Source organism: Candidatus Hydrogenedentota bacterium, assembly GCA_018005585.1.
Taxonomy (GTDB): Bacteria; Hydrogenedentota; Hydrogenedentia; order Hydrogenedentales; family JAGMZX01; genus JAGMZX01.
The window spans coordinates 29,250-44,747 of record JAGMZX010000017.1 but is presented as its reverse complement, the minus strand read 5'-3'; the positions used below and the strand labels follow the sequence as shown (position 1 = coordinate 44,747).

The 15,498-nt window shown below is 63.7% G+C and carries 2 protein-coding genes; both read right to left on the bottom strand.

Going from position 1 to position 15,498, the window contains the following annotated elements:
• Positions 1-60: 60 nt before the first annotated feature.
• Complete coding sequence (locus KA184_04800; GenBank protein MBP8128879.1) at positions 61-14,190, bottom strand: FG-GAP repeat protein; 14,130 nt, start codon at positions 14,188-14,190, stop codon at positions 61-63.
• 127 nt (positions 14,191-14,317) lie between these two features.
• A partial coding sequence (locus KA184_04795) for a hypothetical protein (protein ID MBP8128878.1) occupies positions 14,318-15,498 on the bottom strand: 1,181 nt, incomplete at its 5' end.

Below are 15,498 nucleotides of genomic sequence, written 5' to 3'. Positions count from 1 at the left end.
GCCGGTCTCGAGACACGGCGCAACACCGCGGCCCGGCACGCGGCCTCCAGCCTCCAACGTCTATTTATTTCCCGAATAGGCGTAGGTCTGGAAGAACAACTTGATGTCCGTCACGCCGTTTTCATCACGCGCGCCGTCTTCCTGCAGACGCCCATGTATGAAGCGCTGCAGGCCTTCCTGCCGGTCGGACGACAAGGTGCCCGCGGGGATGATCAGCATCCATTCCGTGTTTGCCACGGACCGGCCGATCAGGCGGCTGTCGCGGATCGTCTCGTTCGGATTGAAGTTGCCGCTGTCGTGATACGCGCGGAACATCGAGAACTTGCGGATCTGCGAGAAGGAGTCCGTCAACGAATCCACCACGGGAATCCACGTCTGGTTCAGGAAGTCGTTTGCGCCCAGCGTGAACGGTACGGGCAGCTTCTGGTCGACGACCTGCCACTGGCGCAGCGTCCGGTCACCATCGGACGGCGTGCGCAACACATCGTTACCGACGGGCACGAGATAGACGCGGGGCGTGTTCGACATGCCCGTGCCGAGGTTGTTGTAGTTGCTGAACCACACGCCGACGGACCGCACCTTGGTCGCGAAGTGCGTCGGGTCATACGCGCTGTCGCCGCCGCCCAACGGATTCCCGAAGAAATTCAGGCCGAAACTGACCGTCGTCGGGAACCGGAGCACGATTCCAGGCTCCTGCGGCTGCGGATTGTCGAAGACGCGGCAATACCGCTGGAACTCGGGCAGCGCGAGCAGATTGTCCACCACGCTGCGGTCAAGCACCTCGCGCCACGCCTCGTTTCCGCTGCTGCCGGGCAGGATTCGGAACAACTCGCGGCGCAGCGAGAACCGGTTCGTTTCGGTCTGCGGATTGTTGAAACCGAGCTGGCCCTCGATGACTTCCTCCCAGTTCTGCATCATGCGCGCCATGGGATCGGCGAGCCCCGGGTCGCCCGTGGTGCCGGCCGTCACCGGCAGGCCGTTCTGGATCAGACCCAGCGACCGCGACCGCACGATGTCGGTGAGGAAGCGCTGCCCGGAGGTCGTGTCGCTGCCGAGCAGGTTCGTCTCGTAGTCGTAGGCCATGGCCGCGAGGAACACATAGCGGCTCGCCAGGTCGAACTGCGCCCGGTACTTCTGGAGCGCGTCGTTGCGGAAGATACGGAAGGCCATGTCGCGGTAGCGGTACTGCGTCACTTGCGATGCGGTCTGCCGCCGGAACCGGAGCAGTTCCTCGAGCAGGCGCTGGCCGCGCGCAAGCGCCGACTTGTACCGGCCCAGCTGCTGGAGCATGGCCTCCTGCGACTGCACGATCTCGAAGCGGAGCGTCGTCTCATTGCGCACCTGCTGGTTCAGTTGCGCGAGCGCCTGCTGGATCTCGTAGTCCTGCGTCGCCAGCGTCACCGTGATCTCGTTCGCGGTTTCCTGCTCCTCGTAAGCGTTCTGCTCCTCGAGCATGCTGATTTCTTCCGCGTCCGCCAGGCCCGACAGCACCGCTTCGTTCACCGCGGCAATACCCTTGATGACGCCGCGAATAACGGACGTGTAGTCGCCGCCCACGGCCAGACCCGCCACGAGCATGCGCGGGACGGCCTCGGCAAGGCCGTTCGCCACGCGCGTGACATTCGTCGCGGTGGTGCGATACGCGAACTGCCGTTTCTTCGCTGACTCCATGTAATCGTGCAGCGTTATCTTCTCGCTCTGGTTCGTGCGCAGCACGCTGATCTGCGTCGCCTGCACCGCCTTCTGCTGCTCAATCAGCTTGATCGCGTCCTCCACGTCCATGAGCAGGCCCGTGTACGTGTCGATGGCCTTCGTATAGCGGCTGATCGCAAGCCACAGTTCCTGACGCGCCTGTTGGATTTCGCCCGGCGCGCGGCGTTCGCCCCAGTCCGGCGGGCGCACCTCGCCGAAACCGTTCGTCGAGAGATGGAACGTCACCGGCTGGAACACCTTGGTCGGCACACCGAACTCGTTGATCGTCTCGTCACCCACGTTGGCCTCGCCTACGTTCGTGAACGAGACCAGAGGCATCTCGAAGGTAATCTCCTGAATCTGGCCCGGGTCCTCGCCAAGCAGAGATGTCGGATCGAAGTAGCTGTAGTGCTGCACGTCCGGCCCCTCGTATCCAGCCGGGTAGGTCTTGCCGGGGCCAATGTCGCCTTCGTAGGGATAGCCGAAGATTTCGATGAGCCGGCCGTTGAAGTCGAATTCCCGGTTGTCCGCGTTGATCTGGAACTGGTTCACGTTGTCCTGTTGCACGCGCAGCCGCTGCGAGCTCTCGTTTGCGTGATTAAAAACGGTAATCGCGTTCATCATCGCCTTGACCGCGCGCCCGTAGATCTGCTCGAAATGCGTTTCGCCCGCGTCAATCCGGCTCGGGTCGATGTCGAACGGCACGACGTTGCGCGCCAGCCCCAGCGGGTTCAGCCCAAGGTCCGCCTGGTCAACCTTCGCTTGAATGTCCTGGAACGCCCCGGCGACCTCGCGCAGTTCGAGCACCGTCGTGCGATCGATCTTGTCGATCGTCGGCTCCGCGTCCACGTCTTCCTGCGGCAGCATCGCGTTGCCGACGACCCAGTCGAAGTAGGCGCCCTGACCGGCGCGGCTCGCCCACTCCGATACGCCCCACGCCCGCTCAGAATCGGTGTCCTTGTATCCCTGCCACTGCCCCTGCGGGTCTGCCGTGAAGTAGTAGCGGTACGTGAGATTGACGATTTCCGCGCCGCACCGGGCCTTTGCGGCGGCGATGTTCGCGAACTTCCGTTCGTCGAAGTAGTCGACCTGCACCGATTGCGCGCCGATCTGCACCAGTTCCGAACGCGGAATGTAGGTGTAGTCCGGGTGCGCAAAGAGATAGTAGTAAGCCTTCGCCGCCATGAGATAGTGGCCCCACGCATCGCCGTGGCCCTGCGGGTACATGGTTGCGGCGTCGATCTCGTCCGGCGAGCCGCCGTTGCCCGTCACGTCTACGATCCCGTAGTTCAGGAAATACGCCACCTGACCGCCCGTGATATCGTTCGTGAAATTCGGGTAGAGACGGTTGTACATCGGCGCCGTGGTCACATCCGGCGGGCGGGTGTCGTCGCGGCCGCGCAGCAACACCAGTTCCTCCTCGAGCAACGACGCCGTCTGATTCTGGAAACAGAAGATGGACGTGGCCGCCTCGCTCGCGAAATCGCCCGAAGACGTGCCGAAACCGATGGTCGGGTCCGCCGCGTCGCCGTAGGCTTCGTTCCCGAAGAGCATGTACAGGTCGGCGATGCGCCCCGTGACCAGGAGCAGCGCGTCATTCGCGCCGGCGTAGTCGATGGGCGTGGGCGCGTCGATGCTCAAATCGCGACCCATGCTCAGCACCGTCTCATAGGTCTGGACCAGGCCGAGCGCGTCGAGGTTGTCGCAGTTCAGGCTGATATTGCCTTCGTAGCGGGGCCCCGCCTGCTGGAGCATGCTGACCACCGTGTTCACTTCCTGGTCGTGGAACTGGAAGTACTTGCGTTCCGCGCCCGCAATGTGGCCGCCCGTGGTCCGCTGACGGAACGGGTCGATTTCGCCCAGCACGCGCTTGATCCAGCCCGGCGCGAGCGTCCAGTCCGTGTAGCCGCTGCGCACGTCGCACGGGAACGAAGCGACCTTCGCCGCGCTGGAAGGCGGCGCCGTGTACCGCACGATCAATTGCGGGCGGAACGCCGCCGTCGAGGACTGCGACGAGTCGAAACGCTTGAGCGTCCCCGAATCCGCCTCGTTCCCGATGAGGAACCAGCCCGGAATCTTCGGGCGCGGGTCGTCCGTGGCTTCGTCGAGCGCAAGCCAAGACTGCACGTCCGCCACGAGCCGCTCATCCGTCCACTCGTAGTAGCCCGGCCCGTCCACCGTCTGGATCGCGTTGAACAGCGTGTTGAAATCGCCGCCGAGCGCCGACCACTTCTCGGGCGAATGCACTGGCGTGCCCAGCACCATGTCAATGACGTAATTGTAGGCCGTCCACGTGACATCGCCGCTTTCTACGGTTGCGCCCACGGCCTCGTCGGCCGGCGTGGAGGGACCCTCGTCCCACGTCTTCAGACTGCGGTACAGCGCCACTTCCTGCGCTCCGCCGATGCCTTCGGACACGTGCAGCCGCACCGTCACCGACTCAATCGTCGCATTGTTCGGAATCGACTCGAGATCAAAGGAAATGAGACTGCGCCGCAGCTTGCCGGACGCGTTCGTGCCCGCGTACAGGTACTGGCCAAGGCCATTGGCCAACTGGCCCGCCGCGTCTTCATACAGCACGGCGTCGCGCGACGCGCTGAGCACCTCGCCTTCGCCTTCTCCCTCGCCTTCGCCTTCCCCTTCGCCCTCGCCTGCGCCGAGAATCTTCTCATACTGCACGCGCACCACGTTGTCGCGCAGCGTGATCAGGTTTGCGCCCTTGATCGTGATGTCGACCGCGCCCTGATTCGGCGCCTTGGCCGGGTTCGGGTGCGGCGGCGTCGGGAACAGGTCCCACTGCTCGGGCGGGATAGCCTCGAAGTCCGGCGTCGTGGCGGCGAGGATACGCCATTCGAAGAGGTAGTTGTCCGCCGTGCCCGCGAAGTCGCCGCCATACCGCAGCGTGAGCTGCTGGTCGAAGGGGCAAGGCGGATAGATGACGTTGATGGTGCTCTTGTACAGCGGACAGCCCACGCGGAACACGTTCATGTCGACGGTGCCGCTGCACCCCTCGCGGTTGCCCGTGACCACCGTCACATAACCGGTGTGGTCCGCAAACGCGGAAGTCATTGCCATCGCATAGGGCGGCGGGCTCGCGTCGTCCACCAGAATGAGCTCGTTCTGGTTGTTCCACAAGTCGTCGATGGCCGCGGCCCAGGACGTGTCGCCGCCCTCGTTGAACTCGTCGCGGAGGAAGTAATACTCGCGTTCCGTCATCACGTTCGGCAGCACGATATCATCGCCGCCGAAGATGTCCACGAATATGCCGCGGAATTCCAACTCGCGGTCCATGGCTTGGTAGCGAAGCCGTTCCTGCAACTGCGGCGGCAGTTTCGTGAAGATCGCGTATTCACCCGCGAGTTTCGACTCGATCGTGGCGGGCAGCGTCAACAGCGGCACGCGCCGCGGCGCCGCGAAGTCGATCAACTGAACCATCGGGCCTTGGCCGAAATCCGTCCCTTGCTGATACAGCACCGACAGGCTGCACGCTCCCGCCACATCCGGCAGGGACGGCGCGCCGGGCCCGGCCGTCTGCGTATCTTCCTCCGGCTGGCGTTCGGTGTCGCCCACATGGCTGTCCAGCGTCGAACCCTGCATGCGGTCCGGCGTGGCTTGGGCGAGCGTCTGCCCGACCTGCATTGTGGCCACCTCATCGGGCCAACGAATCGTGAACGTTACCTTGCGCGGCGCGCCGGGCGTGCCCGCGGCAATGTCCAGCCACGGGATACAGCTGCCTTCCGGAGGCGGACCGTCGGGATAGTACGCATCGGGGAAGTAGAAGTCGCCCCTCGACCGGTAGAAGTACTGCATCTGCACCGTTTCCGCGCCGCCGAAGTGTCCGGCGCGGTACGCCCACAAGTCATCCAGCCGGTCGCGGAAGACAGGCGACGGATTCCGGTTGCCCTCGCCGTCGAACAGGGTCTCGGCGTCCGCCGGCGGCCATGGGGACGACACCGTAAGGTCGCCGCACGCGCCCCGCAACTGGATGGACTCCGGCGGATTGAGGCGCTTGCCCGCGATCGCGGGATAGTCGAACGTGAGGAAGGTGTTGCTCGCCTCGTCGATGTATTCCTCAACCACGCGGTATACGAGCATGTCAGGAGCACCGCTGCCGCCGTCGGTGTATTCGACGAGCGTATACGGCTCGGAAGTCTCGGCCAGGTTCAGGTCGTCGCGCATCGCGTAAATCTTGTTCGTGTCGCGAAACGCATGTTCCTCGTTCGGGTTGAATCCCATCAGGTTCGGGTCATTTTGCACATAGACGCTGGGAGTGACGTACACGTTGTCCGGGAGGATCGCCTCGTCCGAAGGCTCGGCGATAACAAGACGCGGCGGGTTGACCGGCCACTGCGCCACGTAGCGCACCGGCGTGGTCGGCCAGCAACTCGCCGTCTCGATCAACTGGTTTTGCTGCGCGTCCAGCAGCGCCATGCCGGTCCGGTAATAGATGATGACAAGGTCATCTTCCTGATCCGTGGGGTTGTCCAGGTTCACGGGGAAAATCGGGCCGGTGCGCGTGGCCCGGTCGTAATAACCGGTGTGCGGGTTCACGCGTGCTTTCTCGAAGAACACGAGCGGGTCGCCGCAGACGGGATTGTGGTCGAACTCGGGGACGATCCGCTCGCCGATCGTCGCCGGGATGCCGTCAAAAAGGAATCCGTCCGTGTTCCACGTAATCGACCGCACACGGAGGAAGAAGATATCGAAACCGCGCGGATCGACCCCGCTCGATATCAGGACCAGGCTGCGTCCGGGCCCCGTGGCCGCGAACGCGAGATTGGTCGTCACGAGGTCAGGGTCGACGCCCGTGCCATCCTCAGAGAAGAGCAGCTGCGCGCCCTTGTACGTGTCATCGGCTGTAAGGTCAACGGGCAGCGTGCCCGCCACATGAACCTGGTATTTCTCCAGCTCTTCCGGCCAGTAGTTCACAGCCTCCGTGACGACCGAGTCCGTCCACTGGATCTGGACCGGGCCGGGTTTGGCCGCGAAAAGGCGGGTGGACTTGTCGTGCCAATATGCGGCCCCGGCGGGTGTGACGCTCTTCGGGCCTTGCGGAATATCGCTCAGCTCCACGCCAAAGGGCCTCGGGATTTCCGTGCCCAGTTCGAATTTCAAGTCGAGTTGCAGTATGGCGTAGTAGCCGTCCAGCGTTTCGCCCGTGGGATTGCCAAGGTCGTCGCGATGCACGCGGCGCACCGTGATAGTGCGATGCACTTCATCCATCACCGAGTTGATGGTCCGCCAGTTGGTGTCCGGGCCGGGCCGCGTCGGCGAGTAGAAGATGCCGCTGGTGTTCAAGTCCAGACCCAGGACATCTTCGGGCGTATACCAGAAGGTGAGGGTCGATTCTTGATAGTTGAGGCGGCTCGACTCGATGTGCCAATACACCTGGGACGGCGTGAACGCCGCATTCGTCGCGGAGACCGGCGCCGGTTCGCGGAACAGCGTGGCCACCTGCTGGCTCGGGGACTGATTGGAGCTACCCGTGCCGCCGCCCTTGAACCCGATCGCGCAACGAGAGAACGGCGTTGCATGGGCGCCGTCGGCCGTTGTGCCCACAGCGCGCACCGGAACTTCCAGCACTTGCGCCGGGGCGCCCGGCACCGACTGCTTCACGCCGGAACGCATGTTATTCACATAGACCGCACCCTCGCTCGGCGTGGCCCGTTCCGGGATGGGGTAGCCGTGGACCAGATAGACTTCACCGGCGTCCGAAACGCCTTGCGGGTCCGCGCCGGGCGCGCACACGACAATGTCACTGTACCCGTCGCCGTTCACGTCGCCCGCACCGGACACCGACCTTCCGGCCAGGTCGCCCGCAACGCCGCCCACGAGACGGAACAGGCTTTCCGCATCCAGTTCATCCACGTGCAACTGGCCCGCGGCAATAGCGTCGGCGAACAAAGTCGTGCCCGAGGCGCTGTCGCCAAAAAGCAGGCTGATATCGCCGGCGTCTTTATTCCCGAGCGCCGCGGAAAGGGGCGCGCCGATGAGCAGGTCGGCAAAGCCGTCGCCGTTCACGTCGCCCGCACCGGACACGGAAATTCCAAAATTGTCCGAGACGCCCGCCACTCCGCTCAAGGGACCATGAATGACGACGCCCGTCAGCGCGGCCCCAGGCGCCGCGCCAATCTGCGCCGTCGTGTAGGAGCCCGAGGGGCCGGGCCGCGAGCCGAACACCAGGAAGGCGCGGCCTTCGTCCGGTGCGCCGATCAGGATGTCCGCAAAGCCATCGCCGTTCACGTCGCCCGCGCCCGCCACCGAACGCCCCGTCCCGAACTCGATGGTTTGCCCGCGGATGATCAGGTCCGCGCTTGTTTCCAACTCAAGGGAGTCGGCCCAGTTGTTGCCACCGCTGCCATCATCGGCCGCCTTGCCGTAGACAAGGTAGACCACGCCATTCCGGTCGCCGTACGGCCAGAAGTGGCCGCCGACCAGCACATCGTCATATCCATCCCCGTTCACATCGCCCGCGCCGCTGACGCTCATGCCTGCATAACTGCGCATGGTCTGCTGGCCCAGGAGTTTTACGCCGCTCTGCCCGTCGAGGCTGTCCAGGTTCAGCACGCCGGTCAGGTCGCCCAGCGGCCCAACGCCGCCGAATACGAGATAGGCCCTGCCCTCGCCCTTTTCCGTCCCGGCCGGGTGTTCAGAATACGGAGCGCCCACGAGAAAATCGGCGTACCCGTCGCCATTCACGTCGCCCGCGCCACGCGCGCTGAAACCCGTCCAGCCGCTGCGGTCCGCGCCCGTCAGCGCCACGACTTCCGCCCGTATGCCGGAACCCAGGTCGAAGACCTCGCCCAGCAGGCCGGAGCCATACACCAGATACGCGAAGCCCTGGTCCGCTCGGGCCGGGTCATCGCGATAGGGCGCGCCAATGACAAAGTCGTCGAACCCGTCGCCGTTCACGTCGCCGACGCCCGAGACCGCGAAGCCGCTGGCCTCGTCGGCCGTCACGCCGGGAAATCGCACACCGACGGTACCGTCAAATTCGCCGAGAGACAGCACGCCGTCCTGAATCGCGGCGGGCGGCGCGTCCGGCGCCGTACCGTAGATAAGGAAGGTCTCCCCTGCACGCGCGACGGGATCGCCATTCGGCCGCGTCACGTCCATTGCCGGGAATGTCACCGCGAAGTCTTCGTATCCGTCATTATTGACATCGCCGACGCCGGATGCGGCGCCGGTCAGTTCCGCCGTGAAACCGGGCGCGCCGATGGCCGCACCGGCCTGCACGCCTTCGATGCGCAGTCCCGCAATCGTGCGGACGCCCACGTCAGAGAGCGCGCCCTGCCCCGGCGGCGACGGCAGCGCCGTGATGCCCATCGCCGGCATCTCCGCGCCGTTGCCGATGCGCCCAATGCGCGCGGCGGCACCGAAAGAAGCCCCGATATCGACTTGATACAGGCTCGTTTCCGGCGTGCCGGCGTCATCCGTGTGTGCGGCGAGATAGAGTTTGGCCGTTGCATCGTCAAAATCGAGGTCCCCCTCGCTCAGGTCGAATCCAATCGACACGGGCACGTTCACGGTGGTCCCGTCGGGGCGTATCTGGGCTAACATGGCCTCCGTCCCGCTGCCCGTAGGACGGCTGACGGTATACAAGGCGCCCGTCGTCGGGTGAATCGCGAGACCGATGGGCCGCGCGATCGTCGGGGGCAAGTCGCCCATCTTCGTCTGGATCAGCGCGCCGAGTTTGATGGTAGGAACGCCGTTGTGCGTATACGGCACTGTGGTCCAGTTCAGCGGATTATCCACGGAGCAGCTTTCGCCAAGGTTCGACTCGTAGAACGCCGACCGCGGCGTGGGGGTACTCATCCAGGAAACATAGCCGTCGCTGGATTGGTTCGCGTTGCAGTATGAAAACTCAACGATGAGGTTGTTGCCTGCCGTATAGGTGTACGGCGCGCTGAAACTGAATTTCACCCAGCCGTATTGCTGCACCTGCTCGTTGTTCTGGTACACCGTAGTCCAGTCGCTATTGTCAAAAGGCTGGCCGGGCGCGAACTGCGTCTGTGCAGTCTGCTTGAGCCGGATGGTCCAGTTTTCCAGCGGGCCGCCCGGGATTTGCGTGACATGCAGGTACACCGAATCGATATCCTGAATGCCCGATAATTCCGAGGCAAGATAGATCGCCTGCGTCCGCGACTTTCGATACAGCGCATCCATCGGGAAGTAGAAATTCGAATCGCTGCCGACGATCTGTTTCTCGCCCTGGCCGATGGTATACAGAGTCGCGGCGTCCGCGCCGTTGCTGCTGAGGGCGTAGAAACGCCCTTCCTGGAGGTGCCAGGCGAGGCCGGCCCACGTGTGCCCGCCACTAATGGGGGTAAGCGCAGCGAAGGCGCGGCGCAAGCCGGTCGACGTGTTGAGTTCGTACAGATGATTATCCGCCGGGGACCAGGCAAAGAACGAGTTGAAATCGTAACCCGCGAAATCGCCGGAGGAAAACGACACGCTGTCATATGTGGCTATCGTGGAGACTTCCGGCGGGTTGGTGATGCTCGATTGCACCAACTGCGCGGGCGCGGCGGCACCGGTCGTGCCGAAAATCGTCCCTTGAGGGAAGTCTTCATTCGTGATGGTGACTCTGCCCCGGTTGGACAGCGCGAAGAGGTTCGCTGAGGGGTCCGAAATGATAACCTCGAACGACTCGGTCGCCTCGACATCGAAATCGCCGAGAATCGGAATCTCAATGGTAGCACTGCGCGCGCCCGCGGGCACGGTTATCTGCGCCTGGCTCGCCCCGACATAGTCCTCGCCCGCCGTCGCGGTCTCGTCCAGGGTTGTGTAGAAGAAACTTGCCTCCGCCGCGGGAGCTGGCGCGAAATTCACGCGGACCACGGCGTTTGCCGCGCCGATATTCCCTTCCGGCTGGGCCACATCTTCCACGCTGAGCACGGACACGCCCGCCGCGTCGATATAGCGCAGGGAAATATTGTCCAGGTACCAGCCGCGGCTGGCGACCGTCTCGGGCGGCTCCGGATTCGCGCCGACGCCGAACGTGTTCAAGGCGAATCCAATGCGCACCGTCTTGCCAATGAAGCTGGTCAGCGGGATGTATTCCTCGTGCCATGCGCCGATTTCACCGCCCTCGGGATGGGTGAGCACGAATTCCGCGTATTGACCAGGCACCGGGGCGCCGCCGCTGTATTCTTGCAGGACCAGGCCGAACAGGATGGGATCCTGCAGGTCAACGAACTGCGACCACATCAGCCTCGGGTCGAGGGCCGTGGCTGGAATTGGCAGATCGACGTTCAAGTATGCAATGGGAATCGTTCCGACGTCGTAGTCGCAATCCGCCTCGACGTTGTAGACCAGCGCCTTGGTGGGGCTGACATAGCCGGGCGTGGGCAAGAGGCACTGGCTGTTGTCCTGCACGTGCCAATTGCCGTTGAAGGTCCACAGCGTCGACACGAACTCGAAGCCGTCCGACCATAGCACCCCATAGTCGTCGTCGTTGAGAATCGTCGCCGTGCCTGCCACCGACGCCAAGGGTTGTCCGCCGGTATCCGTGCCGAACGTCGCATTGATGGACGGGTCGCTCACTTCCATGAACACCGTCTCGTCTTCCTCGGGGAACTGGTCGTCCCGAATGCGCACCAGGACGAACGCGCGGTCCTCGCCTGCGGCGATTTCGAGCGTGCCTTCGTTGTGAAGGTAGTCAATGCTGCGCAGCGCCGTACCCTCGACCGTCCGGTAGTGCACCGTGACCGGCTGATTGCTCGGCGGCGCCACGTCGATACGGAAACGGGCGCTGAACGTCCCGTCGGCATCCAACTCTCCGTTGTTGCCTTCCAGCACGCTGATGCTGCTGATGGTAACCAGGCTGATCGTATCGTCATTCTCAATCGTGCCCAAGGCCGTGCCATTGCTGACAATGGCATTGGCGGAAGCGGCCTCGATAGTGATCCGGAACCGTTCATCCTTTTCGGCGAAGGCGTCGCCCGCCAGAGGCACGCTGACCGTGGCGGTGGCCGAGTCTGCCGGAATGCGGATACGGGAGTCGGTGGGCCCATAGTCCGGGCCCGCCTGCGCAGTGAACAAGTCCTGCGGCGACAGGTCCGACGTGAAATAGCGCACGTTGATATCCCGGGAATTGGGCGGGTCCACCTGGATCGTGAACGTAATGACGCGGTCGCCGATATCAAGCGTGTCAAACACGGCCAGGAGTGCGCTGGCTACCGCGCCGCCGTCCGACGCGGCCGCCTCCAGTTCTTCCCGCGAAACACCTCCGTTCCCGTCCGTATCGAACGCGGCAAAGCCCGTTGCGCTCAGCAACGGGGCAAAGACACGCGCCTCGGGAAGGGAAAGCAGGTCGTCAGGTCCACTGCCTTCGGGCGCCTGGGCGGACAGGATCGAGACATTACTGTAATCCGCAGGCAACAGGACCGATTCGACGCGGACCTGGTCGATGATCCACCCAATATCCTCGATATTTCCGTTAGCCTCGAAACCAAAACGGAAGCGGACGGCCCGCCCGCTGTAGGCGGAGATGTCCACCGCATTCTCGTTCCAGTCGGGGTCCGTTTCGCTGCTGGTGAAGACTTGCGTCCAGTTCAGGCCGCCGTCATCCGAGATTTCGACGAAATAGCGGTCGTTGTCCGGTTCCATGGCCAGATAGTCGAACCACTTGAGGCGGATATCCACCGCCGGTGCAAGCGTCACATCCTGCGCGAGTTCAAGATATCCCGACGAATTCGGCAGATACGCGCAGAACGACTGGATGTACGGTTCTCCCTCGCCCTCGCCTTCGCCCTCCGCGCCGCCGCCCGCGGTCAGGCTCACGTCGTCCACGAAGAAGGTGGTGACGCCATTCTTCTCCGTGAAACCCTCGAAGCGCAGTATATGCAGCATGTCATCGGCGAAAGCCGACACATCGATTACGACTTCCTGATAGCTCGTGTAGGCCGCCGCATCCGCTTCCGTGACCTCGAAGAGTGTCGACCCATCCAGGTAAACGCTCAGATTTCCGGGCGTGCCGTCGCTGAAGATTTTTGCGTAGAAGGTCAATTCGGCATTGCCGATGCTCGGGATGATAAAACTCTGCTCGACCGAGCTTGTTTCATCCGTGGAAGGCGTGGAACGGCCAAACCAGGCCCACCATTCCCCGCTGCGCGGGCCGGTATCCCCGGAGATGGGGCAAGTCGTGACATCACACAGCGGCGTACCGTGGTTCGCGGAGGATTCCACCCAGAAACCATTGGGCGTGCCGTTCTCGAAGCCGCCGTCCTCCACGAGGCTGTACACCGGCGGCGGCGGCGGCGGAATCAGCCCCGCCTCGATGCCGAAGTGAACCGCCGACGCAGGCGAATACGCGTCTTCGGCAAGGCAGCGGTTGCCGGGGCTCAGATGCCAGTTGCCAGAAAGGAGCCACCGGTCCACCGTTTCGAATTCCTCCAGGAACACCGTGGACGGGAAATCGTCGTCCTCGATGGTCCCCGTGCCGACCGGCGCGCCGAGCACTACGGTGCCGCCGCCGCCGGCAAGGTCGCTCAATTCGACGAGAAACGTCTCATTGCCTTCGGGATAGGGGTCGCCGATGACGGTCACGGTGACCGTCTTTTCTGTCTCGCCCGCCGCAAAGGTCAATGTGCCGATTGCGGCTTCGTAGTCGCCGTCTTCGACCTTGGCGGTCTCATCCACCGTGCTGTAGCGCAAGCCGAAGGGATTGGCGGACGGCGGGTCGACGGTTACGGTGAAGGTGGCGTTGACGCGGGCAAAGTCCTTTTCCTGCACCGCGATACTGTTGATGTAGACGCCGCTGAATCCCTCGGGCACGGTCGTTGTGCAAATGCTGACGTCGTCTACGTACCACCCGGCATAATCGTTGAATTGCGAATCGAAAGTGTCGAATCCAAACCGCACGCGGATGGTCTTGGGGGCGGCCGGGTCGATGTATTGCGAGATATCGACGATCTCCTCGCCCCAGACCGTGTCGCTCACCTTGCGCACAAAACTGGCCGGCGTCCACGGCCCGCCGTCAGCGGAGATTTCAATGAACGCCGTGTCGAAAGCGCGTTCCAGCTCCAGGCTGTCGTGAAAGACAAGCACCGCGGCAAGCGCGTCACCAGGGATAAGCTTGCCCGTTTTCATGGTGGCATAGCCGGACGCACGCAAGCCCGTGTCGTAACTGCACGCGGTCTCGTCGTTGAACGCCATCGCGCCGGGCGCGGACTGGTAGCCGGGCGCGGCGGTCGCGCACGCGCTGTCGATCTGGTGGTGCCAGAGACCGGTAAATTCCCAGTTCGCGGCGTTATCCAGGTCGTCTTCGAAGACGCAGCTCCGCGGCGCCGCTTTCAGGATACGGCGCAGCCGGTCCACTTCCCACGGTGCCGGGCTCGCGGTCTCCGCTCCCGGGCGGACTTGTCCCCGGCCTGCGAACTCAGGGACAGCCGCTTCCGGCAGGGGTGCCTCCTGCGCAATGGCGGCAAGCATGCAACACGCGCCCGCCAGCCAGACATGCAGCGCGCGGCCCACAGGGTGGTTTTCCCGCCTCATTGGACGTATCCTCCCATTCATTGCCGAACGGCGTCTCCTTTCGGAGCGTGCGCCCTGGGCGTCGTTCATAAACGCCAGATTCGCGCCAGTTCCCGCAGATTCAAGGCGGTCATCAGTCGAAGACTGCTCACTCATCGTTCAACCTTCCCTCGTGCATGATCCGGTTCAGGCGAAAGATGCCTTCCACGTAGAGCACTTCCTTGTGAATGCCGATCAACGTCTCCCGGTACACGCCGCCGGTTACGGAGTCCCCCCATCCCGTCGTGGCCAGGTCTTCCGGGTCTTCACTGCTGAATTCGAGCGTGATTTGCCGCCGCACCGTGAACCATTCCGACGGCGCGCCGTCCGCGGCGATGGTAGCCTGCACCCGTTCCATGTTGTGGTCGGGGTGATAACGGTGCTTGAACGGGTTTAGCGGGTCGTTGTAGGGGATGGTCAGTTCACACGCGAGCGTCCCGCCAAACGCGCCCGCCAGGTCGGCGGGCTCCCGATGACTGAACGCCGTGCTGCTGATGCGCCGCCCTACCTGTTGTCCGTCTCGCAGCGCCGAGCCCTGATATTGCGAGACAAGCGATTCGTCGGTAACTAATACGAAGCGGCCCGGCTCGTCCAGAATGGTGTAATCCGGGTCTTCCGGGTCGGGAACGCGCGTGCCGTCCTTCCATAGGATGGCGACTTGCTGCAACAGCCGCGCCTGTCCTTCGTTATCGACGTGCACGATGATTGGAAACTCGAATTCCATTGCCGTTGGCTTAGGCACGGCCGGGTCCGCGCCGTACGGCTCGCTCACCTTGTTCACCGCCACGCGTCCCTGCCAGAGACCGGCATTCACATCGGCGAAAAGCGTTTCCAGGTCGTCCGCGCCTTTCGCGTCGCGCGCCGTGTAGGTGCGGCCCTTCAATCCTTCCGCGCTGACGGGAACCAGATGCCGCGTGCCCAATCCATCCGTAATCTCAAGGATGCTCTGGTAGAGGAAGGGCAACTCCGGCGACGGTGGTTCGTACGCCGCCATGTCGGCGCGGCGGACGCCCAGACGCACGGCCAGGGAGCCGCTTGCCGGCACCGTGAATTGCGCCGGCGCCTCCAGCGGCACGAATTCAACCTTCTCCTCCGCGAGGTCCATGGCGAAATAGGAAAGCGGCGTCGGGCCCGCGAGCAGCGGCACGCCTTCGCCTTCCGGAGGCGTTTCTGACGGCAGCACCGCCAACGTCACGGTCACGTCCTGGCTGCGTTCGTTGTACAGCGTCACCTTGCGTTCGGGCACGGCGCGGCCGAAGTCGAGCGAATTGTCTTCCACCGCTACGCGCA